Genomic DNA, 25991 nt, shown 5'->3' on the forward strand with positions numbered 1-25991 from the left:
CTACCAGTGTTGGTAATTGGCAATTTATCCTAAAAGCAATAGTAGTCGATTAATTAACCCATCACTAATTTAGCTTCCTTAATATTTCAGCCCTCCCTTTATTCAATATTCTTGCTGTTAAGATTATGTCTATTTAAACGATGAAGAGACTTCAGGGAATCAACCGATCGTTGCGGAGTTGCGTGAACAGGTCGAAAAAAGACTCTTCCGTTTGCTGATAGACAGTAAAACCCAACTTGCGGCTCTTGGACATGTCCGTCATCACCTCAATCGGACGTCCCAGGTCCAGGTCGGTATGCCAGGGCGATGCCAATCGGTTCAGATCAGGCTCTATTGAATTGTACCGCTCTGCAATTTCACGCCACACGGGACCATCCTGGGCCATCTGGTCCTCCAGGGGATGAACGGTGCCATCAAAGCCAACAGGCTCCACACCGAACCAACTGGCCAGGCGCTTCCACAGCCATTTCCAGCGAAAGTACTCTCCGTTCACTACATTAAACGCTTCGTTACGGGCTGCTTCCGTGGTGGCTGCCCATACCAGGTGCTTGGCCAGCACCCGGGCGTCGGTCACATCCGACAGGCCGTTCCACTGCGCTTCCGATCCAGGAAATCGGAAAGGGCGATTCGTTTCCTTGCAAATGGTGGCATACGCAGCTAAGGTGGTTCCCAGGTTCATCTGGTTGCCTACTGCTTTTCCAATAACCGTGTGCGGACGGTGAATGCTCCAGGTGAAGCCATCACGGGCGGCAGCGGCATACACCTCATCTTCCTGCGCATAATAAAAGTTCTCTATGTCCAGCCGGGGCTGCTCCTCGCGCAAGGGCGTCTCAGGCAGAAACCCTTCTTTGGCATAGGCTTCGAAAGGCCCCAGGTAATGCTTGAGTCCTGTTACCAGAGCCACGTGCTGCACCGATTTCTTCGGTGCCAAGGCATCCAGCAGGTTACGAACCATCGCTGCATTCACCCTTATGTTTTCTGCCTCCGTCTCCATGCGCGTCCAACTGGTGAAAAACACGTGAGTGGGCGCAACATCAGCAAGGGCGGCTGACAAACTCTCTGGGCTCGTAAGGTCTGCTGCAACTGGCTGCAAACCCTCTATGCTCACGTTAGGATTTCGAGCCAGGCCATAGGTCGTCCAGCCCTGCTTTACCAGTTCTTCTGCCAGGTTGCTGCCCGTGATCCCGCTTACACCCACTACTAAGGCTGTTCTGTTCATAATTCTTTCCTCGGTCTTTAAAATTCATCTAAAGTTGTAGGTACGGCATTATGCATTCAGGGGCTACCAGCACATTCATTCTTTACTAAAGATTCTCTTTCGGTGGTTCAGTCCCCAACCCTTTAAGGCATCGATGATAGGGGTTAAGGTATCGGCATAGGGTTCCGGCTTATACAGGATCTTCACCGGGTAGTCATCCACTACCACGCGCTTTATCAGCTGGTGCTGCTCCAGGTCCTTGAGCTCCTTGGCCAGAACCTTCGGGGTGATCCCGGGGATACTCTCCTGTATGTCGGTGAACCGCTCGTTGCCGGTCATAACAGAGATGATGATAGGCAGTTTCCATTTGCCATTAATTACTTCGATCGCATCCCGCACCGGCTTCACCGTGTCCAGGCAGGAGAGGTATCCCATTCTATTGGCCATAGGTCTTCTAAATTAAGTTATTTCACTTTCCTTTTGGAAAGCACTATACAAAGGAAAGTTAATAACCGTAATTTTGCAACAGGTTTTCCAATCAGGTCACCCTTAGCTTTCAGTAAAGCGCAACAGAATCATGGAATCACCAAAAGAAATAATAGACAACCCTTCTACCGCCGGCAAGCAGATGCTTATCGGCCTCCACCTCGGGAATGGGTACGGCTCCCAGCCGGGAGCCTGGCGCATGCCTGGAGTAGACCCCAAAAGCTATGTGAATTTTGACGTCATCGTCAAGCAAGCGCAAGCCGCCGAACGGGGTAAATTACATTTCCTGTTTCTGCCTGACGGACCCAGTGTTTCCGCGGATATAGAAACCCAGCCCCCTGGCGTAAACATGGAGGTGATGATGACCTTGGCAGCCATCGCCCGCGAAACCAAACGCATTGGCTTGGTTGCCACGGGCTCTACCACCTTTAACGAACCGTATAATCTGGCCAAACAATTTAAAGCGCTGGACGTGATGAGCCATGGCCGGGCGGGCTGGAATGCGGTGACGTCGAGTTCGGAGGAGGTCGCTGCCTTTTATGGCCGCAACATCCCCTCCAGCGAAGACCGCTACGGCCGGGCCCACGAAATGGTCCAGTTGATGCAGGCCCTCTGGGGCAGCTGGGGCAAGGACGCCTGGGTGCACAACCAGGAAAGCGGGGAGTTCACCAAAAAGGGGCAGGTGCGGCCCATCAATCTGCAAGGCCAATTTGTGAGTTCGAGCGGCCCGCTCTACATCCCGCCCTCGGAGCAAGGGCAGCCGGTTATCGTGCATGCCGGGGGCAGCCCCAATGCCCACGAGCTTGCCGGACGGTTTGCGAATGTGGTGATAGGCTCCGCCTTTACCATTGCTGACGCCCGGGCGCAACGAGCAGCCTTCCGGGCCGCCGCCGCACGGTACGGACGTGACCCGGATGAGCTTAAGTTTTTTGCGGGAATCATGCCCACGATTGCCAAAGACAAGCGCACTGCCCTAGACCGGCGCATTCAGTTGACGAAGGAGCACTTTCCACAAAGGGTTGCGTATCTGGGGCGTATGCTGGGTATACCGCTCGATAGTACCCGCCTGAACGACCCGCTTAGCCCAGCGCAGCTAAAGGTCGCTCGCCCTTCCCGGTACGACCCCCGCTCCTCCCACGCCCTAACGATTGCCCAAGAAGGCTGGAGCTTGCGGGACATTCTGGCGCACGGGGTCATTGATTACCACCCAGTTACTGTCGGTCCGGGCACGGAAGCGGCCGACCATATGCAGACGTGGTTTGAGGCGGGAGCCGTTGATGGCTTCTGGATTTTACCCGATGTCAATGTTGATGGGATTGACGCCTTCGTAGAAGAAGTAGTCCCGATTCTGCAGGCACGTGGCTTGTTTCACCAAGAGTACGAAGGGAAGACCTTGCGGGAAAATCTGGGCGTGCCGTATCAGTATGGTGTCGACCCGCGCGTCTAAACCAGCTAAAACCCACACATCCCTTAAAACAGGAAAATAAGAATTATGGGGGCTGGCTTAATTGACTAGATACTCGCCACGAAATTCCGTGTGGCAGGGTATCTGGTACTCTTTGCAGATGCCTGGGGCGAGGAGAGCATCCAAGCCATTGCCCAGGCCGCCGGGGTGACTCCTCAGCGGAGAGGTTACTGCGAGAGGAATGGGAAAGAAACACACTCAAGGACCATTTAGGTATTCCCTATCAAAATGGAACGAATAGTTAAATCATAATTAATGAAATTGATTAGTATAGAAAACCGGGTAACAGAAATTCTAGGGATTAAATATCCAATTATTCAAGGTGCTATGTCTTGGATAACCAATGCAGAATTTGTTGCGTCAGTAAGCAATGCCGGAGGTTTGGGGATGTTAGGCCCTCACGCTGGCCATCATACAAATCCAACATCATTTGACGAAATCTTTGACCGCTTAAAAGCGGAAATTCGAAAAGTCAAAATCTTAACGGATAAGCCATTTGGGGTGCCGGTAATACTTTCTTACGATTTAAGTACGGTGGATGTTATTGCAGACTTACTGATTGATGAAGGTGTGAAAGTGGTGTTACTGAATGGCATGGATGGCTTTGATTATGGACCTCTAATTAAAAAATTCAAGGAAAATAATATGAAGACGATTTTCCGTTCACTGACGCCAAGTATTGAGAATGCCCAATATGCAGAGAAAATTGGGGCAGACATCTTGGTTGCTACAGGATTTGATGAAGGCGGTACAGTGCCTGAAAAAGTAATCGGTACTTTTTCAATTGTTCCCATGATTGCTGATACTGTAGATATTCCGGTAATGGCTGCCGGTGGTATTGCAGACGCTCGGGGTGTTCGCGCTGCTTTCGCATTAGGTGCAGAAGGGGTGTTTGCGGGTACTGTTTTTATTGCCACTAAAGAAAATCCTGCTGCCGAAAATGTCAAACAACTTATTCTTAATCACACAGCAAGCGATCTACTGTTATTTAAAACTAATCCAGCCTACTATAGGTCAATACCCACACCATATAGCCGTGAACTTTTGGCGATGGATGAAGGTGGAAAAACCCGGGATGAAATTGCCGACAAAATGTATGCTGAACAGGGGCTAAAAGTTGGGATGCTGGATGGTGACCTGGAAAGAGGATATGTTACTGTAGGAAATGGAGTGTCATACATTAAAAGTATCCGTAGCGTGAAAGAAGTTGTTGAGGACTTGATGCAGGATTTTAAATAGTGGACTTGCCGTAATTCTAGGCCATAATAGTTTATGCCAAGTATGGCCGTTAATCATTAAACAATTTTAAACCTTAAATAAATAAACATGAGAATTGGAATAATCGGAGCAGGATTGATCGGATCTGTCATTGCCAAAAAGTTAGTTAAAGCAGGTCATGCTGTAAAAATCTCAAACGAACTTCCGCCAGAACAATTAAAGGATGTAGAAGAAAGAACCGGAGCTACTGCAACAACAATTGATGAAGCTATCGGAGATGCAGAAGTGGTGATTACATCTGTTCCTAATAAAGCATTACCAGGCTTTAAAGAAAAGTTTAGTCGTTTGGGAGAAAATGTGGTGTTCATTGATACCTCCAACTATTTCCCAGCAAGGGACAACTATATTATAGAGGAAATCGAAGCAGGAAAACCTGAAAGTGTTTGGGTAAGCGAACAATTGGGGAGGCCTGTAGTGAAAGCTTTTAGCAGTTTACTTGGTTACACGCTGGAACACGAAGGAACAGCAAAGGGAACTAAAGGTCGTATTGCTATGGCAATCGCTGGTGATGTTCCTGAACATAAAAAAGTTGCGTCACAATTAGTAGATGTTATTGGTTTTGACCCTTTAGATAGCGGTTCCCTTGAAGATTCCTGGAGACTGCAGCCCGGAACTCCAGCATATTGTACCGAATTAACAATTGAAGAGTTGGAGAAAGCCCTTAATCCTGAAAACATCCAAAGGGAAAGGTCTGCTGAATTAAGAGATCTATCTCTTCAGAGATTAGCGGGATATGGTGAGAAAATTACAACGGCTTTAGGAAAAGGAGAGTATGTTGAAGGTTTTACCAGCAAACACATAGTCAACCTATACAGAGAATTATTTTTCCCTGCAGACGGGCTTAAATAGTTTTCTAACCAAAATTTGAACCCATAAATCACTTGATATATGAAAGGAAAAAATGGTTGATTCTCAACCATCTATCCGGGTGCATATCATTGGTTGGATCCGGTTCGTGATGCTTCAATTAGCAGACAATTTGAAATTGATTCGGTAAGATCTAGAAGAGAGCATTCAATATAGGCATGATTGAACAACACTGTTAAAATTATTAAATGAAAAAGTTAGAAAATAAAGTAGCATTGATTACAGGTGCTGCCCAAGGAATTGGCGCTGAATCGGCTTTGAGAATGGCTGAAGAAGGTGCATTAGTAATTATTGCTGATTTAAGTGAAGAACTAGGAATTAAAACTGTCGATTTGATAAAATCTAAAGGTGGTAAAGCAGATTTTATTAAAATTGATGTTACTAAAGAAGAAGAATGGATCAACGGTATTGCAGAAATTAAATCAAAATATGGTGCTTTACACATATTAGTTAATAATGCAGGGATCGGAAGGCCTTCTCCTATCACCGAAATGAGTTATGAAACTTTCAGGTTAGTATTTGCAATCAATTTGGATGGAATGTTCCTGGGGATGAAGCACGCTATTCCGTTAATGACACAAAGCAATGGTGGAAGTATTATCAACCTATCTTCTACAGCCTCAAAAAAAGCATACGCCAATATGTCGGCTTACTGTGCCAGTAAGGCTGGTCTAGCACACTTGACAAAAGTTGCAGCGCTAGAATGTGCACAAAACAGGACAGGAATACGTGTAAATTCTATACATCCCGGGATAATTGAAACACCGGCTTGGGATTCTTTAGGGGCGCTTAATGGTGCTGATCCCTCTACAAAAATTGATTTGGATCAGATGGCAGAAGCTACAGTTGCTCTGGGATATAAAGGCAAACCAAAGGATATCGCAAACGCCATTATATACCTGGCTAGTGAAGAAAGTAGTTATGTGACTGGTAGTGAACTTACAGTTGATGGCGGTCAGGCTCTTTTATAAAAACACTTTTTGGCTTCGGCAATAAAAATACATGCCAAAGGCCCAGACCTTTTTGGAAAACTTTGTTATTAACACAGAGCCAGCTTTGAAACTAAAAGTAGGTGCAAACTCGTCTGTTACCGAAGACTATAATCCCATCCCTCGGACGTTTTATCGGAAATCGCATCGAAAATATTGTAGCTAGTATGCTAGCACACGGCCCGATCAACTACCATCCCGTTTTCCTGGGCACACCCGAAAGTATTGCGGACAAACTGCAGCAGTGGTTTGAGGCCGGGGTAGGAAACAGCTTTAACATTATTGGGGATTCCGGTTTAAGCTCACTGGCTGATTTTGTGGAACAGGTGGTTCCTATCCTGCAGAAGAGAGGCTTGCTACGGACAGAATATACCGGCTCCACCCTACGGGAGCATTTAGGATTACCCTATCAGAACGGCTTTGCTGAATTTGAGGAAAAGGATCAGGTTGCCGCATCTTAATAGTTATTATAACATGAAAGATAAACAAGATATAGCCTACTCAATTTTAGAGCTTGCTATTGTCTCCCAGGGGAACACCATCAAGCAGACCCTGAATGATTCATTGGCACTGGCAAGAGAGGCGGAGGCAAATAACTATAAACGCATCTGGTTTGCCGAGCACCATAACTCAGATAGTATCGCCAGCAGTGCCACAACATTGCTCATCGGGTACGTTGCCGAGAACACCTCTACCATCAGGGTGGGCTCAGGTGGCATCATGCTTCCCAACCACTCCCCTTTGATCGTGGCGGAGCAGTTCGGCACCCTTGCCCATCTGTACCCCAACCGAATCGATATGGGCCTAGGGAGGGCACCTGGCACGGACCAGGCAACAGCCCAGGCCATACGGTCAGATTTCATGCAGCTGGCACAACGGTTCCCCCAGGAAGTGGCTAAAATCCAACAGTACTTTTCCCCGGAAAACAAGAGCGCCACGGTTAGGGCTAGTGTGGCGGAAGGCACGGGCGTGCCGCTGTATATATTGGGGTCCAGCACGGACAGCGCCCACTTGGCGGCAAAGAAGGGGTTGCCCTACGCCTTTGCCAGCCATTTCGCCTCAACCCACCTACTCAACGCTTTGAGGATTTACAGGCAGGAATTCCAGCCTTCTGAGTTCCTGGAGGAAGCCTACACCATGGCTGGGGTAAATGTCTATATTGCAGACACCGACGAGGAGGCGGAAAGGCTGTTCACCAGCCTGATCAGAATGTTTGTGGGCGTGTTCACCGGAGCCAGGGATCCACTGCATCCGCCTACAGATTATACTGAGGACCTGAGGGAGATGTTCCAGCATCCTTCCCTGCACCAGATGCTGAAGTATTCCTTTGTGGGGAGCAAGCAAACCGTTAAGAAGGAAATAGAGGAGTTTCTAGGCCAAACCCGCGTGAACGAGCTGATTGCCGTTTCCACCATGTACGATATACATGACCGGCTAAAATCTGCCCGGCTATTTGCAGAGATAATGGTGGAAATAAATGAAGGTAGGTAAACCGTTAGATAGAATGACTTCAAAATAATTCCTGCTTCAAATATTCTTTTTGCGGCTCGTTTTCGCAGGTTCTGGCGCTTAGTTTCGTTTCGGTTCTAGCAAATGTTAGGATCGGCGAAAAATAGACCGCACATACGGCATAAAAAAATAGACCGCTCACCTCGTAAGATGTGCGGTCTATTTTTTTGGAAACAGTCCAAAATGGGTTCAAACACTATCTTCAGAGCGCATGCGGATAAAGATAGAAAGTACTCCGGACATTGCTTCTTCAGAGCGCAAGCGGGTAAAGATGAACTACCGGAAGCCTTGACTAAGGGTTTTATACGCCCTGTTACTTAGGAGGTTATAGAATCATTCAAGGTTTAGTATTGCATCGCCCACTTTCAGACAGCTCTGGGTCCCATGAGCGGTATACATTCCTATGGGTTGAATAAGAGCTTCCCGGGTTTTACAAAACCACTGTCTCTGCGTTTTCCCTCCCCAGAGTTGATAAAGTAACTCGTTCCTGCATCCTACAGCTTTACCTTGATTTCTTTACCGGGTTTCCTGCCTCCAACAGGGTCAGTTTTAGGGACCTCTTCGCTTATCAGGAGGGCTTTTCCTTAACGGGTAATCTCACAAAGGGCGACATTATGCAGCCGGATTTCAAACCTTGTTCCCTCCTCTACCTTGCTTTCAACCGTAATTTCTCCGCCCGCATTCTCTACAATGCGCTTTACAATGTATAAGCCCACCCCAGATCCCTCCACATGCTGATGCACCCTTTTAAACATGCCAAAAATCTGGCTTAAGTGCCGTTCTTCTATTCCCAAACCGTTGTCTTCAATGGTAATCACAATACCGTTATTCCCGAAGGTGTCAGTAGAGACATTTATTACTGGTTCACGGTTTGGATGGCGGTATTTAATGCTGTTGCTTAAAAGGTTATACAATACACTGCGGAGGTTCTTATTGGAGAAACAAATGGCTGGGGCCGCAGCCACCTGAGTGGTAATAGTGGCTTTGCTGGAACAGATCAGCTCGGCATTCACCACTCTGAACTCCTCAATCAAATCCTCCAGGTTTACCATTTCCTGGCCTGTTTCCACCTGCTTTTGAATCTTGGAGATCTCCGTTAACTCATCAATAGTGTTCTTAAACCGCACAATTGCTTTGTCAATCATGAGCAGCAAAGGTTCTACCGGTTCGGTTTGGGTGCCCAAATCATGCAACTCCTCCTGAAGGGCCTTTACCAGACCCTGCAAATTGGCAATCGGGGATTTCAAGTCATGTGAGGCCGTATAGACAAAGTTGTCCAGATCGACGTTGGTGCGCTTCAGGTCTTTGTTTTTCTGGGTAAGTTCATCATTCATGCTTTGCAACTCCTGCTGGGTTGCGGCTAAGCGGTCAATCAGCAGCTTTTGCTCATGTATATCGGTAGCGGTCCCGAACCACTTGAGGATTTCGCCATTCTCATTGCGCAATGGAACAGCTCTGGTCAGATACCACCGGTACTCGCCCGTCCATTGTCTTACCCTAATCTCAATTTTGTAATCCTGCCCTGTCTGGACAGAATTCGCCCAGGTTGCGGCAAAACGGTCTTTATCCTCAGGGTGCAAGGCTCCTATCCATTGTTCCCCCAAGACAGCTGCTTTAGGCAGTCCGGTATATTCCCGCCAATGTCCGTTCACATAGTCCAGTTCACCCTCTACGGTGGCGGTAAAGGCTATCTGGGGCATTGCCGCCAGTAGGGTTTGCATTTGCGCTACCGTTTCCATTAGTTCCTGGCGGTTCTTTTTTTCTTCTGTAATATCGCGTACCTCAATCACGGTAGAAACAGGCACTCCGTTCTCATCAAAAATAGGGCTGGCCGCACAAGAAACCGGGAAAGAAGTACCGTCTTTCCGGAAAAACAAATCTTCATGGGCCCGCACGTCAAAATTCTGGGGCAGCGCCCTGTCTAACGGACATTCTTCCAGTGGGTAGTGGGAACCATCTGGCCGATGGTGGTGAATCAAGTAATGCAGCTGCTTTGTCCGTATTTCTTCAAACGTGTAGCCCACCATCTCCACCGCCGCAGGGTTCATGAACGTACAATAGCCGGTGGCATCCATCATAAAGAGCGCACCCGTGGCATTGTCGGTGATAGTTTTGGTAAGGTAATTCTGATCTTCCAGTTCCTGGGTGTGGGCCTGAATTCTATTTTCCAGATCACTATTCAGGGCCTGGAGGGCTGCGTTTGATTCTTTTAGCTCTTCTTCCAGATCGTGGCGATCTTTCAGAACCATGCCCCATTCAATGGCTGTGCCTGCCAGATTAGCGGCCAGTTCCAGTAAAAGGATTTCTTCCTCTGAGGGAGTTTTTTCGGTTTTATAATAAATAGCAAAAGTCCCCAGCACCCGTTCATCTGTTGAAGAAAGAATAGGTTGCGACCAACAAGCCATTAAACCGTGCTCTAGGGCTACCTGAAAATTTGCCCACTTAGGATCCGTGGCGATACTCTTTACTATTACCCGCTCTCCGGTAAACGCTGCAGTACCACAAGAGCCAGCGGAAGGCCCAATTCGGGTTCCGTCTATTGCTTTGGAATACGCTTCTGGCAAACTTGGGGCGCTTAGATGAGATAGCGTATCCTTGTTCAAGAGCAACACCGATGAAAAAATAGATGGATAGGCTTTCTCCAGGGAAAGAACAAGTGTGTCCATTACCTCTTCCAGGGAGGTCCCGCGCATTAACTTTTTTCGTGCTTGTTGTTGAGCAGTGTTAAAGATGGCTGCGACATTAGGTTTGCACAAGAATTCTGGCGATGGGTCTGTACTTGACATGGAGTGCGGGTTTCTGCAACGGTAAACTACCAAATTTAAGTTAATCGGAAGAAAAATTTTCCTATAACTGTTTCGGTCGATAAAAGTTTCACCGCTTCACAGGGTAAAAGTACTTGCAATGATTAGTTTTTTCTGGGAAGGGAGCTTGCCTACACGCTATTCTTACCGCCGGGTAAGGAGGTGGCTGGAGAAAAATTAAGCCTGCCTGGCCCGACAAAAGAGGTGGAGCTCAATTTATCTCGCCAAATGCGCTCCAGTAGGTTGTACTACCTGCGCCTGGAGGGGCAGGGTCTGCAGGCGGTGCTCAAGGTAGTGCAGCAATAAGATACTTCATGATCACTCCGTGCCTGTTATGGGCAGTACCCGTCCAAAGCAGGCTTATATGCATGGCAGGCACGGCGAATGCTCCTTACAGGCTTGACCCGCGAAACCCCGGAATCATGAGATAAGTAAGGAGGTATTATTAAGCTTACATAGAGCGGGTGTCTTGTCCTGAGGTAGCATGTCCCGCAAAACGTGAAGATTTTGAGACGACTTTAGGATATCTTCTATCTGAGCTGTTGCTGGCCTGTTGCTGGCTGTTGCTGGCCTGTTGCTGGCTGTTGCTGGCTGTTGCTGGCCTGTTGCTGGCCTGTTGCTGGCTGTTGTTTCGGCTTGTTTTTAGTCCTTTCTGGTTCTTTCTAAGGCTTGCTGGAGCCTTGCTGAGGCTTGCTGGAGCCTTGGCGGCTCAGCAACAGGTACAATGAAAGACTGCAGCATGACTGTTCACAGCCGGTTATGGCGGGAATCGACGTATTCTACCGCTCAATAGCTTCTTTTACTCCTGCCGAGCGCCGCTTTTGATGTGTGGTGTTGTGTCCCTTTTGTAGGCACAGTACTGCACAGCAGGAGGTGCGGTTAAAGCAGCGGCACTTTTTGCCTCTTGCCGCATCGCCTGGCTTTCAGCCGAACAAGAAAGGCTGCCTTTATCGGGCAGCCTTTCTTGTTACAAAGCTAAAGTCCGCAGGGACCATTTATGATGAAAAGAGCATCCTGCTCTTGAGGCGCGCAAGGTAGTCAATATTCATATTTCCAAGCATATCACCGGTAGCTTCTTAAGAAATTTACCCGGTGTGCGCTTAGTGCTGCCATGTTGCAGTTGTATTGCAAGCATGTTGCTCTCATGTTGCTGCTATGTTGCTGCATGTTGCTCTCATGTTGCTCTCATGTTGCTGCGGTCTGTTTTTAGCTCTCAAAAAGCCTTTCTAAACTGTTCATTTGCCTTGGCGACTCAGAAACAGGCGCAGTAAAAGGCCGCAAAACAAGCTTTCACAGCCGATTATCACAAAATTTGAAGCATTCACTCGTTTAAACCGCTGTTTTCAGCTCATTCAATGCGCTGCGTTAAGGAAAAAGCCGCAGAAGCAGGGATAATAATTCCGGCCTGGGCAGAATTGAGCTGCCGCGACTCTAACTTCACACTGCTTCACCTGTGCTTTGGATATAGCGGTAGCAGGTGGCCCTGCCGATGCTCAGTATCTTGGCTATCTCCTCCACGGTCTTTGTTCCGGAGTCGAAGAGTATCCTGGCTGACTTTGCCTTCTCCAAGGCTGCCTTTGAAAGGCCTGTGGGTCTGCCGCCCTTCTTTCCCCTGGCATTGGCTGAATCAAGTCCTGCCTTTGTTCTTTCGCGGATGATTTCCCGCTCAAACTCTGCCAATGAGGCGAAGATGTTGAAGGTGAACCTGCCGGTGGGCGTGGCCGTGTTGATGCCGTCCTGCAGGCTCACAAACTCCACCCCTCTCTCCTTGAACTCCGACACCAGGTCTATCAGGTCCCGCAGCGAGCGACCCAGCCTATCCAGTTTCCAAACCACTACTGTGTCGCCGCTCCTAAGCTGGTTTATCATCTTCTCCAGCTCCGGGCGCTCCTTGCTCTTTCCGGATTTCTTCTCTCTGAATATCTGTCCGCACCCGTGTTGGGTGAGGGCGTCAAGCTGCAGCTCCAGCTTCTGGTCCTGGGTGGAGACCCGGGCGTATCCTATCTTCATAAATGTCTCATAAACTCATCTCAAAAATAAAAAAAGATTTTGATTTTTGAGACGGCAAAATGAGACGCCATACAGGCTCCAGGGGCAGATACCGCTGCAGGTTCCACGATCTCAAAATTCCCTCGTATTCTGGGATAGCTTATTTCAGGAGAAGACATCAGTAAGGATGTTCTCACTTCTCATGTAGTGTTTTTCCCTAGGAACAACTGCTCCATCGACACAAGGGACATATATAGTTTTAGTGGTTAAGGCCTCTTTATTAGTGGCAAACTCACCTGCATAGGCAACGGGCTTTCATTTATCTACTCACAGCTGAAGACAGCAGCAAGTACAGGTCTATCTTATACAATTCTGCAAATATTTTAAGAAATTAATATTTTCATAGGAAGCTTGAGTCTTAATTTATTTAAATTGTATTGTTAATAGGTTATATTCATTCTTTACCTCGACAATACATGAAAACTCTCTTGTCTGTGATCCGCTGGGTATTTGGCTTGTTCTTTGGGATGGGAGCAATTGGCGGATTTATGAGTGGTGACATCATAGCAGCTTTGTTTGTTTTAACTATTGCGCTACTACTGTTGCCTCCAGTTACTAAAGCACTATTCAGGAATAGAAACTCATTTCGAAATATTTCTCAAGGCAAAGGGGTTTCTGTTGTTCCAACTGCTGCCACGGCTCCTGTAATGCAGCCTATGAGTAAGGCTGAACAAGCACCGAAATTTCAAAAGCCTAGTGTAAGAGAAGTTAACAGGTATATGAATGAGCGTAGCAGAAGTATAGTAGATTCTAGTATCATTGATGTAACAGGGCAATCATATCGAATTCCCGACCAACAACCGAAATCTGCGATAAGTGAATCAGACAGGGGAGTACCATATTGGGCGCATCAGTATGTCTACTCATATGCAGAGCTGAACAGCGCAAGTGCTGCGCAAAGTAACTTCTATCAGCGATTTAAAGCCTCTTTTCTAAATGGTGTGTATCTTGACTTGGAGGGCAACACGAACTATGCCTTCATTTTGCTTTTTGATCTTTTAAACAAAGATTATGAAAAGCATAAGGACATCGAGAAGTTAGAAGGACAACTTGATGCCTTAGGTGAGCACTACCCGAAAACAAGGTCATATGCAAATTCCTTTCTGATTCAGAAAATGGAAGCCGCAGGAGATATTCATGGGGTAGATCGGCGTAGAATGGCGCAATACAGCCACTATTCCTATCAAAGCAGCTACGATCAGGATCAATGGAAGCTGGGCACCCAATATAAGGCAAAGCTTGGTTTGGCAGAAGATGAAATCAGCCTGCTGAACAAACTCTGGAATCCGGGCAATACTTTCTGTAACAATGAATTTTGCCTGGTAGAGGTAATGAAGCTTTACTTAGCAACGCTTAAAATATTTGAAAGTCAATGTATTTTAGAGAGCACCACTCTAGAGCAGGAGTTCAAAGCTGTTGCAGATGTGGTAGCCCGAAAATATTTCAAATACCGTTCAAACTCAAATAACTACAAGTACAGTTTAGGATCGGTAGCGCACGAACTCTACACCACGGTATTTAAGCATTGTGAAAACGCTGTCCGGGAGCATTACAGCCATAAGCGCAAGGTCAGTACAGAAACCGTTTATCATTCAAAACCAGAAGTAGCAGCTGTCTTCGAAGAAAAGATCACCTCCCGAATCAATGCCATTCTCCCTAAACTACTTCCTAGTGTAAGCATACCGGATATACCTACAGAGATAGAGTTGAATGCCCAAAATACCGGCAGGTGGAAGACAAAATTCGAGGAGCTTACTATCAATTTTAAGGCAAGGGACGGAAAGCAGTTCATTCAAGACATCATCCAGTTAGGCGAGTACAATAAAAAGAATCCGTCACTGGAAAACATCTTCTTCGAAGCATCCAAATTCATCGCTAAAACAGATCGCGAGGCGGCGTTGGTTCTTTACGTGCACTATCTATACCACGACCTGCATTCAGCAACCTTTAACAACAAGCAGCTGGCCAAGACGCTCCAGAAGAACTTATTTCAAACGGAACAGCAACTCACTGATTTCACAACGATCATTCAGGAGCTAATACAGGGGCGGGACCTGGAAAAAGCAGTTGGGGCTGTCGCCGGAATCTTCACGCCAAAGCGCAAGAAAATAGAACTCAATCGAGCTGCAATTAATGAAGTGCAGCAGCAACATGCCGGCACGGTTGAATTGCTCAATGATTACCTGCAAGAGGAAGAAGAGCCGCAGCAAAACGCTGAAAATGTGGGAGTGGAAAACTTAGGAGAAGGGGAAGTAACATTTGAAAACCTGCTGCTACAAGCTAAGGGTTCAGATGGCTTTTTCATTGAAGAGGTCCTGTTAAACGATGCGCAGTGTGAGTTGCTTCAGCTTTTCGCTTCTAATAGCTTTACGATAGCTCAACAGGAGGTGGAGGCTTTCGCTAGGATGAATAACCTGATGCGCAACCAGCTAATCGATAGCATAAATGAGTGCTGCTATGAGCAGTTAGACGATGTGCTGATCGAAGAAGACGGCGAGTATTATACGATCTATGAAAACTACTTTCAACAACTTATAAAGAAATGACAGATAACATCAAACCAAAGGAAGCCACCGCGATTGTTAATTCGCTCCTGGGTGGGGTCGTTCCTAAAATAGGCGTACAGCACATTACAGTTGGAAGGTCACCTGAAATCGAGGCGTTCATCAACTCACTGGAAGACGTAAAGAACGGGCACAGCATGGTCAAATTCTGGATCGGTGATTTCGGGTCCGGGAAGTCCTTTATGATGCACCTTTTAAACACGGTCGCGCTAAAGCAGAAGTTTGTAGTGGCCAATGCCGATTTCACACCTGACAACAGGCTTTACTCCAATGATGGAAAGGCCGTAGCGCTGTACTCGGCTATCATGGATAACATTGCCATCCAGACGAAACCGGAGGGCGGCGCGCTGGCCACGCTTCTGGAGAAGTGGATTGAGCAGGTGGTTTCCAAAACGGCACAGGAAGAAGGCATCCCGCTGACTGCGATCAGGGATGAGCAGCACATGCCCCTGATTCAGCGCAGCATTATGAAGACCATAAATGAAATCACGGATGTGGGCGGTTTTGATTTCGGAGTGGTTGTCATGAAGTACTATGAGGGCTACATCAGCGATAACGAGCAGCTGCGCCGGAGTGCATTGAAATGGCTGAAGGGAGAGTATCGCACCAAAACAGAGGCTCGGCAGGACTTGGGGGTACGCGAGATTATAAATGATCTGAACTACTATGACATGCTCAAGAACTTCTGTAGGCTGTTTGTTAGCATGGGCTACAGTGGATTCATGATCAACCTGGATGAGGCGATAAACCTTTATAAAATATCCACCTCCGTGATGCGGGAGAAAAATTACGAGAAGATCCTGACTATTTACAATGACTGCTTCCAGGGTAAGGTTAGCAACTTCTTTATAAACTTCGCAGGCACCAATGAGGTGCTGGAGAATGAGCGCAGGGGGCTGTTCAGCTACCATGCTCTTAAGTCAAGGTTGGAGACGAATAAGTTCGAGACGCTTCAAATAAGGGATTTCTCGCAGCCAGTCATTCGCCTGATGCCACTTGACCACAATGAAATCTTTGTGTTGCTCAAGAAGCTGAAGGTCATCTTTGATCTCAACTACAAAGTGAATCTTGAGGTTTCAGACGATGAGATCCACCAGTTCATGGAAGAGATGTTCAACAAGCCTGGGGCTAGCGAGTTCCTTACGCCCCGTGAGGTGATCCGTGACTTCCTGAACATACTAAGCATTATCCGTCAGAACCCTGGCATTGATAAGAAGCAGCTGTTCGGTGAGATAGAGATACGCGACGAACGTCCTGACGAGTCAGCAGTAGATAGTCTGGTGGACGGTATAGAAGTACTGTAATGGCTTACGAGCTGCTGTCGGAGCCTATACGCCGTTACGTCCGAGATAAGCGTTGGGAGTCGCTGCGCCCGATTCAGGGAGCTGCGATACAACACATCATATCCACCGACTACAACTTCATCCTGGCATCAAGAACGGCCTCCGGTAAGACGGAGGCTGCTTTCCTTCCTATACTTTCCAAAGTGGACTTTCGTGAGCCAGGCGTACAGGTACTGTACATTTCACCCCTCATCGCCCTGATCAATGACCAGTTTCACCGGGTAGAGGAGCTGTGCAAGTACCTGGATGTGAAGGTAACCAAGTGGCACGGGGAGGCTAACCGCACGGAGAAGAAAAAGCTGGTGCAAGCTCCGGAGGGGATTGTGCTGATCACACCGGAGTCGCTGGAGGCGATGTTTGTGAATGCCCCTTACAGCGTAAAAGCTCTGTTCTCCAAGCTTAGGTACGTAGTGATTGACGAGATTCACTCCTTCCTTGGCACGGATCGCGGCATTCACCTAAAGTCGATCCTTTCGCGCCTAAGTAAAGTTAGCTCTTCTAAGTGCTGTATCGTCGGCTTGTCGGCTACCATTGGCGATTACTCCGAGGCAAAGAGGTTCACTGGCGACGAGTACAACACAAAGGTGCTGCTGGATAAAACTGCCAAAGAAATGCTGACCTCCTTCCGGTACCATCAAGGAGCTACTGTTGAACTGCCGCTAGAGTTAATAAAGGACCTCTATAAGCAGACGTATGATCATAAGGTTCTCATATTCCCCAACAGCCGTGGCCGGGCAGAGGAGATTGCCGTGAAGCTCAAGCGGATTTCGGAAAAAGTGAATGGTCACGCGAACTATTTCTCACACCACTCTTCCGTGGACAAAGAAGTGAGGGAGTATGTGGAGCACTTTGCAAAGCATAACCAGCGGCAGAGCTTTTGTATTTCCTGCACATCCACGCTGGAACTAGGCATTGACATCGGCTCGGTAGACAAGGTCGTTCAAGTGGATGCAACAAACTCGATTGCTTCCCTGATCCAGCGGGTGGGCAGAAGCGGCAGAAGAGAAGGCGGGAAGAGCCAGCTTCTGCTTTATGCCACTGATAAGTGGAGCCTACTGCAGTCCCTGGCCTGCTGGCTACTCTACCAGGAAGGATATATTGAACCTGTAAAGACCGCAGAAAAGCCTTTTGACCTGGCGCTCCACCAAGCCCTTTCCATCGTAAAGGAAACCTCTGGCTGCACCAGGAAGGAACTGGTCAGCAGGCTACGGGAAAACTTTGCTTTCCAGGCGATCGGAGAGGCAGAGACTCATGAGATCATTCAGGAGCTGGTGGATAATGACTGGCTAGAACTGCTGCACCGGGAATTGATCATCGGCGTTGAGGGCGAGAAAGTAGTTAACTCCCGTGAGTTCTACAGCGTGTTTAAGTCGGAACCTAGCTATAAAGTGATGCATTCGGGCAAAGCGATAGGAGAGATTCCACTCACAGAACAAGTGAGAGAAGACGAGAATATCCTGCTGGCAGCCAAGGTCTGGAAGATAAAGTATGTAGACTTCAAATCGAAAAAGATTGAAGTGGCCCCCACTGCTGACGGCAAGAAGCCCCTCTTCCTAGGAAGGGGAGGCACTGTGGACGCAAAAGTACGGGAGAAGATGCTTCAGGTGCTGCTTGCGGAAACAGTTTACCCTGAAATGGATGAGCAGAGTCAGGAGGTAATTACAGAACTGCGCAAGGATTTCGCTGTCTTTCCACTTGGCAACTGTGCCGTGGAGCGGCCTGTGCTGACAAAAGACAGCGAGATAATCCTGTATACTTTCACTGGCACAAAGGTTAACAGAAGCATTGCTTTCCTGCTTAATTCCCTTGACTTAACGTACAACTATGACGAGCATAGCAGCAGCTTTGCCTTTTCTGTTGCCCTAAATCTACTGCCTGACTTAATTGAACAGCTGCTTCTCTTTATTGATGATGTGGACTTTCACCTGGAACAGGCCGTGCAGGAAAATGAGTCATTGCTGGATTTTTCTAAATGGGGAGGAATGCTGCCGATCAAGTTCAAAACAGCCGTTCTTAAGGATAGATACTACGATTTCGGAGCGGCGCGCCAACTACTGAGCAGCGTGAAGCTCGTTAGTAATAACACGCCCGCTTCTGTTTCGCTTACCGCTTGAAGTCAATTTCTATGTAACTCTGCAACAATTATCCCAGCATCCCTTGCGCCTTTCTGTGCATCGGTGTAATATTAGGCATGACAGACATTGAACTTAGCGGTACCTACCGATCCTGGTTTGGGGAACTAAAAAGCAAGATACAGACCGCGCAGCTCAAGGCGGCGGTAAGGGTAAATACGGAGCTTATCCTAGTGTACTGGCAGCTTGGAAAGGCCATTGTGGAGAAGCAACAGGAGGCCAACTGGGGGGATACTCTGATTGAGCAGCTATCCAATGACCTCAGCAGCGCGTTTCCGGAGATGAAGGGATTCTCCCGAACCAATCTCTTCTACATCAAGAAGTGGTACCTATTTTACAGCCGTGAGCGAGACTTAGTGCCTCAGCTTGTAGGCCAGTTGCGTGATATTCCTCATCTGGACGCTACACAGGAATTAGTCCCACAAGCTGTGGGACTAATTCCTTGGGGACATAATCGTGAAATCGTCACCAAGTGCTCTAATATTAAGGAAGCACTCTTCTACGTCAGCGAAACAATCCGCCATGGCTGGTCACGCGCAATGCTGCTGCATCAGTTGGAGAGCAGGCTGTTTCAGAGGCAGGGGCAGGCGCAGAATAACTTCGCCCTGACGCTTCCCAAGCCACAAGCCGACTTGGCCATCGAGACGCTCAAGAACCCCTATAACTTTGATTTCCTGACCCTGGGACCGGAGGCACGTGAAAGGGATTTGGAGAATGCGCTGGCGAATCAGGTAACAAAGTTCCTGCTGGAGCTAGGGCAAGGATTTGCCTACATGGGCAGGCAATACCGCTTGAACATCGATGGAGATGATTTCTACCTGGACATACTGCTCTATCACACTAAGCTGCGCTGTCACGTTGTAGTGGAACTGAAGGTAACGGAGTTTCAGCCGGAGTTCGCAGGAAAGCTGAACTTCTACCTCAATGCGGTGGATGCGCAGCTGCGGCAGCCGGACGACAACCCAAGTATCGGCATCCTGCTTTGCAAAACCCCTAATAAGGTGGTGGTGGAGTACTCGCTGAAGAACATGTCTGCCCCGCTGGGGGTGGCAGAGTACCAGGTGCTGCACGCGGTTCCGGAGGACCTGAAGGGAGAGCTGCCGACGATTGAGGCTCTGGAGCAGGAGCTGGAGAAGGAGATAGATACTCCTGAGAAGCCACTGGATCAAAAGCTCAAGAAGCTAAAGGATCTGCTTAAGTCAGTAAACAGGGAGGAGGTAAAGAAAGGCAAGGACAAGGAATCTGTCACTGTTCTTTTTGACAAGGTACTGCCCAAATTGGCAACTAGGATAACTGAAGGGCTGAAAGAAGTAACGCCTTTGTTCAGTGACTTTGGGTTGATGAAATCCGTAAATCATACCTCCAAAGTCGACTACACAACTGAGGAGTTGGAAGCAGTTTTACAGAGGGAAAACGTTCATCAAATCGGACTAACCCTACGCCTAGAAGGCTTTAAAAAGGCTGGCACAAAAGCGTTCGGGCTATCAAAAGACTTGGTCTTCACATTAGAAGCTTATAAGTATGAGGTAGGGTCCGAAAGGCATCATGCGTGGCTGGAAAAGCTTTATCACCAGGAGTGGACGGACGAAGAACTTCAGGACCTGGCAGACAGATGGTGCGAGGAAGTGGTAGAGCACATTGCGCAGCGGCTTGAGAACATATAAAAAGACAGCGTTACCTTATAAATTCTAGAGTGCCGACAGAACTGTATGAACTATCTTTGCGCGATAAAGATACACTTCCCCGTGTAAACCCTCTAAAGGAGAACCGCCAACAATCAGGAGCAGGGGCGTACGGGCACCATACAGTCGCTTTAAAGCAAACTTCTGCATCTGCTTTGAGTCTACAGCACTCGGATGAGGAGTGGATGATGGGTGACTGTGCCACTCGCCTACATAGTGCAACAACGGATCTATCTTTTTGGCATCTGCTAAGGCTTCGGATATACCTTCAGTTCCCCTCACAAAAGAGGTAAGGCCATGCTCTGAGTTGACTGGAGCAGGGGTCGCGATGGAAATTGTTGCCATACGAAGGTTACTGCCGTAATGACCTATCAGAACACCACCCGTTTCTAAGGGGTGGTATCGGGAAATATCATCCTTGATAACATCGAGTGCTTCATTCAGGAAATGGGCACAGTATTTCCCGTCAGAAGAGCCGAATAAATGGTTCATGCGACTGATTCTCTCTCAGCTGTCTCAAGCTTCGGAGCATGCCATGAGTGACAACATCCGACAGGCAGTGAAATCTGCCCCTCACACACCTGCTCAATAAGCTCCACAGCTACACCAGCCAGTCCTACTATTCTATTAAGGCGGGCCGGCGTCAATGGATGCCAGCACCCGATACCACGGGGCATGTCTTCTTTCAAAACGGCTAAATGTTCTTCTACCCTGTAAGGATTAAACCACTTATAAAAAGCATCAGCGTCAAAACAGGAGGCTGAGTCAGCATAGAAAAACAAGCGCTGCGCATGAAGCCCCAACGAAATGCTGATGACCGGCACGTACCCTGTAATGCCAAGAAACGGCAGCTCCCGCAGTACCGTGTCGGAGGCAGTAGCATCGATAATGAGTGTAGCGGCACGTACTGCATCCTCCAAAGCCTTATCTTTTGAAGTAGCTGATACCGCAAGCCCTACCACCCTGGCCGATGGATTAGCATGGTTCAAGCCATCGGCAACGGAAACGGCCTTGTTCCTGTTCAGCTGTGGCAGATTGAGCGGATGGCGAACAAGATTGCCTGCCTCCAAAAGGTCAGGGTCCACTACGGTCATATCCGTAACTCCCATACGGACCAGCTGCTCAGCCAAACTAGCGCCCAGGGCCCCTGCTCCTAACAGGAGCACATTCGCCTTCCGTAAAGGAGGCGAAACCCTTCCTCTGTTTTGCAAATCATCAGGATGCCAGTTTTCTGCTCTGCTCACCCAACGCACAGGCGAGGTACTTCGAAGCGCGTTCTCTACTAGGGAAACACGAGCCTTAGCGGAAACGTTTGTTTTCGGCGACAACACAAGCGCTTGCCAATGATACCTGTAAGGCGCTTCTTTCACTTTGCGGGGAATCGGCATACCTACAAACAGCAGAAGCTCATTGTGAGTCTCAAGCTTTGCTAAGGCCGGCCTGAGTAAATCGATCAGCGACTTTCCTTGACTGGCCACGGCATCAGCAAGCTCCTTCATGGTCGTAGGCACTTGCCAGCGGTTTATTGCTGGTACCTCGTCTAGGCGAACCCATAAAGCATCTTGATGACTTTGCAATTGATTAATCGCTGTTCCCCAGGAGGGCTTATGTACAGTTTTGTCACCTCTGTGGTCCTTGAACTCCCGCACTATGGCAACATGGTTCAAATAAGACACAGCCGCAGTACCAATGTAAAAATGGCTCTGTTTCCAGTGAGAAAAGGAGTCTCGGTCTTCATAGTAGGCCAATGTAAATATCCTGTTCTTAGAATCAGCTATTTTGTACCTAAAGGCCGTGTCAAAGTCAGGTAGCTCAAAGTAATCCCCCGCAACTGTTAACGTGTCTGTAGCAGCGCATTGCAGCCATTCCACCGCTCTAGCCATATGCCACACTACACGGTGAACGGTTGAGGTGGGCTCAGTCTCCATAGCGTTGCGTGAAGCGGCAAGCCCATGTGTTTCGCTTAGGCTGCAGATATGTCCGTTGCGTACCGGCCATAGAGGGTGCGGACCTCCGTTGTACTGCTGGTGCTCAAAAGTTGTGGTTACGCCTCCTGGTCCGTTGGAAGGATGCACCTGTACCTTTCCCCAGGGATCGATGTTGAAATCAACAATGACTCCCCACTCCGTAAAAAGGGGAATATCTTTCGTTGGTGCCGTATTAAGCAGCTCTAAGCGGACACGCAGTATCCAAGCGTTGCTTGAGGGAATTGGCTCCCAGTCTCCCAGGAGCTCAACACCTCTCATCTCTGACATCAAGACGCTGCTTTGGCTTAACGCCAATTGGTCAAGTTCATTCATAATGGCAGTGGTTTATGCAAAACGCCCTCCACCGGTAGAACCGCCTTGGCTAGGAGGAATGTAACCGCCTCCGTTGTTGCCGCTGCTGTTCTGGTTGCCGATCTCGCGAAGCAAGGACTTAACGTTTTGAATAGCCCGCTTTACGTTGTACTCGCTGGAGTAGCCTTCCGAGCTGTCGGCCAGAATTTTGTTGTTCTTAGCCTGAAAGCGCCAGCGCCACTCGTCTGCCCTGTCCTCAAAGTATTCCCATTCCGGACCATTACCCGACTCTTCAGTTCCAGATACCTTTCGTTCTGGGGCATTTGGCCCTAGTGTTGTAAACAGGGCCGCTCCTTTCTCGCAGTCCTTACGGTCATTGTAGCCTTCTCCGGAGTCAGCCACTACTGCTCCATTTCCGTCTTTCAGGCGCCAGCGCCACTGAAGACTTTTGTCTTGGTAAAAATTAAACCATTTCATAAGCTTTGTGCTAAAAGTTAAAATATTATATTGTCCTATATATAGTTCCAAGCGTGACAAATCGGTACTGTCACGCTTGGAACTATATATAGGAGGGGAAATGTGGGAAGGACACTGAATCCGCATAGAGGCTACTGTACAGCATTTACAGCTAGCTCTTAAGACTTAGGCGAAAGCGTGACTACCGAACTATGGAGCAACAAAAACTAAAAGGCAAAAACCCTTATGCAGGTGAAAGTATACAGGATATCTTATTAGTTATTTCTTATAAGGACCAGTACCCCGATGAATATCAGTATGCTTTTATTGAATTTCATCAACGGTATATGGAATTCATCTACAAGGCTTGCATTCAGGCCTGCAAGTTTTTCAGCAACCCCTCAGAATTTGCACTTGACTTATCTGGAAACGTTTTCCTCGTTGCATGCGAAAGAGCGGTTGAGTTTGAACCGAGAGAGGGGTATGATGAAGAAATTGAATTAAAGGCCTGGCTTTTAAAAATAATGGGAGAGCAGTTAAAATCGTTTACAGCTCATAATCCTGAAAGGAAAGCCTTTTTCTCTGTAGATAGACTACCAACAGAGCCTGAATCAGAAGCTGATACTCTAGAGGAAAATGATGTTCTACAGGAAGATGACTACCCTATCTCCAGGGAAAGCGTCAGAGATGCCATGGAGTCACTCAAGACAAGAGACAAAGATATTGTTATGGCCTATTTAACCCATGTTCACAGGAAGAATGCCCATTTACCAGATGAGATTATGCAAGGTCTTTGCTCAAAGTATAATACAACCTCATTCAATGTAAGGCAAGTAAAGCAACGCTTCTTCAAAAAAGTTAGAATGTTAAACGGGGGTAACGCTTAATTATGAAAATAACCAAAAACAATAATGTGTCTGCTAACCCTGATGAAAACTCATACGAGAAAAGGGTACTTAGCTTCTTAGGACAAAATGGTTTTATAGTCCCTGAGTCTGACCAAGAAATACAAGCCTTCATAAGTATCTGTGATAACTCAAGCGTTAAATTACCAGAAGCATTAAGGAGTCCATTTGATATAGAAAGAAGAGGGATCGTAGAGCCTAAAAATGAATTTCAAAGTGAAGATGCAAAAGCAATAGAAGAAAATTTAGCACAGGCCGCAAGAAAGGGCAAGGAAATCCCAGCCTACATACGTCAAAGAATGGAAGAGGGTAGAAAGAAAGCTGAAGGCAGAGACTAAATCAAAAAGGCAATGCTAAGGGAAAAGCGCGAGGCTGAAATTGCTGCATTGGCTGAAACGATAGCAGACTTCTTCTCTCCCTCACAGGTTGTGGACTTAGGGGCAATTGCCGCTGCAAATTCCATCACGTTCGACTATGGAGCATACGAGACCTTCTTCGATGATATGCTGCAGTACCATAAAGGTAAGTTTCACATTTTTTTGAACCTGGATAAACTTGGAAATCCAAATTCTCCACGCGCTAGGTTTACCATAGCACATGAGTTAGGGCACTTTTACATTGACGAGCACAGAAACGCCTTGACGAGTGGCAAGGTCAAGCCGCACACGTCAATGGTGGAAATATACAACAACGAAAATCTCGCCGAAATAGAGGCTGATTGCTTCGCATCCAATCTCTTAATGCCTGAAAGTAGGTTCATGGATACATGCAAGGGAAGCAAAAAGACAGGTATGGCTGCTATTCTATTCCTTTCAGACACTTTTCAAGTATCAGTACTCAGTGCCGCAGTTAACTATATAAAAAGAAATATATGTCCCTGTTCGCTGATCAAATGGGGAGATGCTGGCTATCAGTGGTCTCTTCAGTCAAGGTCGTTTATGGACCTGTTTTCTAGGAAGGTTCATCTTACCTATTCCCCTGGAAGGGATACGGCTACGTACAAGGCGCTGCACCAGAAAGATGCCTATTCACTAGACTTTCATAAATCAGTCACCACCATGTCTACATGGTGTAAGTCTATTTATCCAACTGGTAAGGATAATTTAATACTAAATGAAGAGTCGAAAAAGCTAGGAGCATATGGAGGAATCACATTGTTAACATTAAGTAATCTATGAATAATTGACCCTCACAAGAAATTCCTTACTTAACATAAGTCTACTTATAAGATAGCCAATAGGCAAATTTATGATACCGGGCTGGTACAGGCGTCAGCCGAGCATGCAGCCTGTGCAGTGTTAGCAGATGATAGTTCTTTTCTTCGCTTTGATTCTTAGAGCAGCTTCTTATCAAATCTGCCCTCGGTGACACGGATGGTGTCGCAGCCTGGCTTGGCTACCGTGAACTCGAAAGTGCCAGCGATAATACCGTTCTTCATGTCCAGCTTTGTTATTTCCATCTTTCCTACCCGATAAACCTCTGGGTCATTTAAATAGTCGCAGGTCTCTGAATAGAAGAAAGCGCTACCATGCTGCTCTGGGTCTGGCTTCCCCCAATAATACACCCCCACACGATTTACCTGTGTCATGCCTAACGCCATAGACTCAAACATGAAAGGATCATTCTTTGTCTTTCGAAAAGCCCTGATGTCAAAGGAACCTCCAGCGTAATTAGGATCATATACTACATCTAAGTTTGTTTCAAGCGTACTAGGCCTTCCTTTCGGCACCCACACCTCCCTGTTCACCATGGCACCGAAGCTGTTCTTTCCTTCCATGGTGGCGGCTGGCAGTTGTTCACCAGGTTTAACATCCTTTTTCTTGCAGGATGAGAAGGACAGAAGGGTGAGTAAGAGGAAAAGTGGTAGAGGGAAGATTTTCATTTAGGAGAGGGTTATTTTATTTAGGACGTTTATCACTGGTAACGTTTCTCGTGCAGCATATGGGGGAGGCGTAGCTAAAGTGTAAGTGCTGCACTTCGTTAGG

Annotated in this window: 22 protein-coding genes; 14 read left to right on the forward strand and 8 right to left on the reverse strand. The window is 47.5% G+C overall.

Features of this window, described 5'->3' with window-relative positions; translation table 11 throughout:
* Positions 1-151 precede the first annotated feature (151 nt).
* Together DXT99_RS20020 and DXT99_RS20025 are read right to left on the reverse strand one after the other, a co-directional pair.
* A complete protein-coding gene (locus DXT99_RS20020; RefSeq protein WP_115567371.1) occupies positions 152-1219 on the reverse strand; it encodes an SDR family oxidoreductase in 1068 nt (355 codons plus the stop codon).
* A 75-nt stretch (positions 1220-1294) separates the two neighbouring features.
* A complete protein-coding gene (locus DXT99_RS20025; RefSeq protein WP_115567372.1) occupies positions 1295-1645 on the reverse strand; it encodes a winged helix-turn-helix transcriptional regulator in 351 nt (116 codons plus the stop codon).
* Positions 1646-1775: 130 nt separating this feature from the next.
* Between DXT99_RS20025 and DXT99_RS20030 the strand changes: the two genes are divergently transcribed.
* The 6 genes from DXT99_RS20030 to DXT99_RS20055 all read left to right on the forward strand — a co-directional run bounded on the left by DXT99_RS20030 (position 1776) and on the right by DXT99_RS20055 (position 7774).
* Positions 1776-3131, forward strand: coding sequence for an NtaA/DmoA family FMN-dependent monooxygenase (locus tag DXT99_RS20030; RefSeq protein WP_115567373.1), 1356 nt, complete (start codon positions 1776-1778; stop codon positions 3129-3131).
* 273 nt (positions 3132-3404) lie between these two features.
* Positions 3405-4388 carry an NAD(P)H-dependent flavin oxidoreductase gene (locus tag DXT99_RS20035; protein ID WP_181885192.1) on the forward strand — a complete coding sequence of 328 codons (984 nt, stop codon included), beginning with the start codon at positions 3405-3407 and terminating at the stop codon, positions 4386-4388.
* 87 nt (positions 4389-4475) lie between these two features.
* Entirely contained in the window at positions 4476-5276 is an 801-nt protein-coding gene (locus DXT99_RS20040) for an NADPH-dependent F420 reductase (RefSeq protein ID WP_115567374.1), read from the forward strand.
* 206 nt (positions 5277-5482) lie between these two features.
* Positions 5483-6265 carry an SDR family NAD(P)-dependent oxidoreductase gene (locus DXT99_RS20045; RefSeq protein ID WP_115567375.1) on the forward strand — a complete coding sequence of 261 codons (783 nt, stop codon included), beginning with the start codon at positions 5483-5485 and terminating at the stop codon, positions 6263-6265.
* A gap of 185 nt (positions 6266-6450) precedes the next feature.
* On the forward strand, positions 6451-6744 hold the full coding sequence (locus tag DXT99_RS20050) for a hypothetical protein (RefSeq protein WP_046311692.1): 294 nt from the start codon (positions 6451-6453) through the stop codon (positions 6742-6744).
* Between the two features lie 13 nt (positions 6745-6757).
* Positions 6758-7774, forward strand: a complete 1017-nt coding sequence (locus DXT99_RS20055) for an LLM class flavin-dependent oxidoreductase (protein WP_046311694.1) — start codon at positions 6758-6760, stop codon at positions 7772-7774.
* Between the two features lie 602 nt (positions 7775-8376).
* On the opposite strand, the gene DXT99_RS20060 is transcribed toward DXT99_RS20055, so the two are convergent.
* Positions 8377-10485 (reverse strand): PAS domain S-box protein, encoded by a 2109-nt coding sequence (locus DXT99_RS20060; protein ID WP_181885193.1) that lies wholly within the window; start codon positions 10483-10485, stop codon positions 8377-8379.
* A 273-nt stretch (positions 10486-10758) separates the two neighbouring features.
* On the opposite strand from DXT99_RS20060, the gene DXT99_RS27130 reads away from it, so the two are divergent.
* Positions 10759-10902, forward strand: coding sequence for a hypothetical protein (locus tag DXT99_RS27130; protein ID WP_181885194.1), 144 nt, complete (start codon positions 10759-10761; stop codon positions 10900-10902).
* 1131 nt (positions 10903-12033) lie between these two features.
* Here DXT99_RS27130 and DXT99_RS20070 read toward each other — a convergent pair.
* Positions 12034-12606, reverse strand: coding sequence for a recombinase family protein (locus DXT99_RS20070; protein ID WP_115567378.1), 573 nt, complete (start codon positions 12604-12606; stop codon positions 12034-12036).
* A 455-nt stretch (positions 12607-13061) separates the two neighbouring features.
* Here DXT99_RS20070 and DXT99_RS20075 point away from each other — a divergent pair, with 455 nt between their 5' ends.
* From DXT99_RS20075 to DXT99_RS20090, 4 genes are all read left to right on the forward strand, one after another.
* A complete protein-coding gene (locus DXT99_RS20075) occupies positions 13062-15191 on the forward strand; it encodes a tellurite resistance TerB C-terminal domain-containing protein (RefSeq protein WP_115567379.1) in 2130 nt (709 codons plus the stop codon).
* Complete coding sequence (locus DXT99_RS20080; RefSeq protein WP_115567380.1) at positions 15188-16513, forward strand: ATP-binding protein; 1326 nt, start codon at positions 15188-15190, stop codon at positions 16511-16513. The genes DXT99_RS20075 and DXT99_RS20080 overlap by 4 nt, the downstream gene beginning before the upstream one ends.
* Complete coding sequence (locus tag DXT99_RS20085) at positions 16513-18666, forward strand: DEAD/DEAH box helicase (protein WP_115567381.1); 2154 nt, start codon at positions 16513-16515, stop codon at positions 18664-18666. Before DXT99_RS20080 ends, DXT99_RS20085 begins: the two co-directional genes overlap by 1 nt.
* Positions 18667-18743: 77 nt before the next feature.
* On the forward strand, positions 18744-20348 hold the full coding sequence (locus tag DXT99_RS20090; protein ID WP_181885195.1) for a PDDEXK nuclease domain-containing protein: 1605 nt from the start codon (positions 18744-18746) through the stop codon (positions 20346-20348).
* Positions 20349-20372: 24 nt separating this feature from the next.
* On the opposite strand, the gene DXT99_RS20095 is transcribed toward DXT99_RS20090, so the two are convergent.
* The 3 genes from DXT99_RS20095 to DXT99_RS20105 are packed head-to-tail and all read right to left on the reverse strand — an operon-like array spanning position 20373 to position 23122.
* Positions 20373-20858, reverse strand: a complete 486-nt coding sequence (locus tag DXT99_RS20095) for a Mov34/MPN/PAD-1 family protein (RefSeq protein WP_115567383.1) — start codon at positions 20856-20858, stop codon at positions 20373-20375.
* The gene (locus tag DXT99_RS20100; protein ID WP_115567384.1) at positions 20855-22666 is read right to left on the reverse strand and encodes a ThiF family adenylyltransferase; all 1812 of its coding nucleotides are present in this window, start codon (positions 22664-22666) and stop codon (positions 20855-20857) included. Before DXT99_RS20100 ends, DXT99_RS20095 begins: the two co-directional genes overlap by 4 nt.
* A 12-nt stretch (positions 22667-22678) precedes the next feature.
* The gene (locus tag DXT99_RS20105; RefSeq protein WP_181885196.1) at positions 22679-23122 is read right to left on the reverse strand and encodes a YegP family protein; all 444 of its coding nucleotides are present in this window, start codon (positions 23120-23122) and stop codon (positions 22679-22681) included.
* Positions 23123-23313: 191 nt separating this feature from the next.
* Between DXT99_RS20105 and DXT99_RS20110 the strand changes: the two genes are divergently transcribed.
* The 3 genes from DXT99_RS20110 to DXT99_RS20120 are packed head-to-tail and all read left to right on the forward strand — an operon-like array spanning position 23314 to position 25184.
* Positions 23314-23988, forward strand: a complete 675-nt coding sequence (locus tag DXT99_RS20110; protein ID WP_115567386.1) for a sigma-70 RNA polymerase sigma factor region 4 domain-containing protein — start codon at positions 23314-23316, stop codon at positions 23986-23988.
* 2 nt (positions 23989-23990) lie between these two features.
* Positions 23991-24344 (forward strand): hypothetical protein, encoded by a 354-nt coding sequence (locus DXT99_RS20115; protein ID WP_115567387.1) that lies wholly within the window; start codon positions 23991-23993, stop codon positions 24342-24344.
* Positions 24345-24356: 12 nt separating this feature from the next.
* Positions 24357-25184: an ImmA/IrrE family metallo-endopeptidase gene (locus DXT99_RS20120; RefSeq protein ID WP_115567388.1), complete on the forward strand. Its 828-nt coding sequence runs from the start codon at positions 24357-24359 to the stop codon at positions 25182-25184.
* Positions 25185-25339: 155 nt separating this feature from the next.
* On the opposite strand, the gene DXT99_RS20125 is transcribed toward DXT99_RS20120, so the two are convergent.
* Positions 25340-25888 (reverse strand): hypothetical protein, encoded by a 549-nt coding sequence (locus tag DXT99_RS20125; protein ID WP_115567389.1) that lies wholly within the window; start codon positions 25886-25888, stop codon positions 25340-25342.
* Between the last annotated feature and the right edge of the window lie 103 nt (positions 25889-25991).

The organism is Pontibacter diazotrophicus, from assembly GCF_003367245.1.
Taxonomy (GTDB): domain Bacteria; phylum Bacteroidota; class Bacteroidia; order Cytophagales; family Hymenobacteraceae; genus Pontibacter; species Pontibacter diazotrophicus.

What these genes read in the sequence shown, in the direction of transcription:
- DXT99_RS20020 (WP_115567371.1), bottom strand. Translation starts at nt 1,219, where the DNA reads ATGAACAGAACAGCCTTAGTAGTGGGTGTAAGCGGGATCACGGGCAGC.
- DXT99_RS20025 (WP_115567372.1), bottom strand. Translation starts at nt 1,645, where the DNA reads ATGGCCAATAGAATGGGATACCTCTCCTGCCTGGACACGGTGAAGCCG.
- DXT99_RS20030 (WP_115567373.1), top strand. Translation starts at nt 1,776, where the DNA reads ATGGAATCACCAAAAGAAATAATAGACAACCCTTCTACCGCCGGCAAG.
- DXT99_RS20035 (WP_181885192.1), top strand. Translation starts at nt 3,405, where the DNA reads ATGAAATTGATTAGTATAGAAAACCGGGTAACAGAAATTCTAGGGATT.
- DXT99_RS20040 (WP_115567374.1), top strand. Translation starts at nt 4,476, where the DNA reads ATGAGAATTGGAATAATCGGAGCAGGATTGATCGGATCTGTCATTGCC.
- DXT99_RS20045 (WP_115567375.1), top strand. Translation starts at nt 5,483, where the DNA reads ATGAAAAAGTTAGAAAATAAAGTAGCATTGATTACAGGTGCTGCCCAA.
- DXT99_RS20050 (WP_046311692.1), top strand. Translation starts at nt 6,451, where the DNA reads ATGCTAGCACACGGCCCGATCAACTACCATCCCGTTTTCCTGGGCACA.
- DXT99_RS20055 (WP_046311694.1), top strand. Translation starts at nt 6,758, where the DNA reads ATGAAAGATAAACAAGATATAGCCTACTCAATTTTAGAGCTTGCTATT.
- DXT99_RS20060 (WP_181885193.1), bottom strand. Translation starts at nt 10,485, where the DNA reads ATGCGCGGGACCTCCCTGGAAGAGGTAATGGACACACTTGTTCTTTCC.
- DXT99_RS20070 (WP_115567378.1), bottom strand. Translation starts at nt 12,606, where the DNA reads ATGAAGATAGGATACGCCCGGGTCTCCACCCAGGACCAGAAGCTGGAG.
- DXT99_RS20075 (WP_115567379.1), top strand. Translation starts at nt 13,062, where the DNA reads ATGAAAACTCTCTTGTCTGTGATCCGCTGGGTATTTGGCTTGTTCTTT.
- DXT99_RS20080 (WP_115567380.1), top strand. Translation starts at nt 15,188, where the DNA reads ATGACAGATAACATCAAACCAAAGGAAGCCACCGCGATTGTTAATTCG.
- DXT99_RS20085 (WP_115567381.1), top strand. Translation starts at nt 16,513, where the DNA reads ATGGCTTACGAGCTGCTGTCGGAGCCTATACGCCGTTACGTCCGAGAT.
- DXT99_RS20090 (WP_181885195.1), top strand. Translation starts at nt 18,744, where the DNA reads ATGACAGACATTGAACTTAGCGGTACCTACCGATCCTGGTTTGGGGAA.
- DXT99_RS20095 (WP_115567383.1), bottom strand. Translation starts at nt 20,858, where the DNA reads ATGAACCATTTATTCGGCTCTTCTGACGGGAAATACTGTGCCCATTTC.
- DXT99_RS20100 (WP_115567384.1), bottom strand. Translation starts at nt 22,666, where the DNA reads ATGAATGAACTTGACCAATTGGCGTTAAGCCAAAGCAGCGTCTTGATG.
- DXT99_RS20105 (WP_181885196.1), bottom strand. Translation starts at nt 23,122, where the DNA reads ATGAAATGGTTTAATTTTTACCAAGACAAAAGTCTTCAGTGGCGCTGG.
- DXT99_RS20110 (WP_115567386.1), top strand. Translation starts at nt 23,314, where the DNA reads ATGGAGCAACAAAAACTAAAAGGCAAAAACCCTTATGCAGGTGAAAGT.
- DXT99_RS20115 (WP_115567387.1), top strand. Translation starts at nt 23,991, where the DNA reads ATGAAAATAACCAAAAACAATAATGTGTCTGCTAACCCTGATGAAAAC.
- DXT99_RS20120 (WP_115567388.1), top strand. Translation starts at nt 24,357, where the DNA reads ATGCTAAGGGAAAAGCGCGAGGCTGAAATTGCTGCATTGGCTGAAACG.
- DXT99_RS20125 (WP_115567389.1), bottom strand. Translation starts at nt 25,888, where the DNA reads ATGAAAATCTTCCCTCTACCACTTTTCCTCTTACTCACCCTTCTGTCC.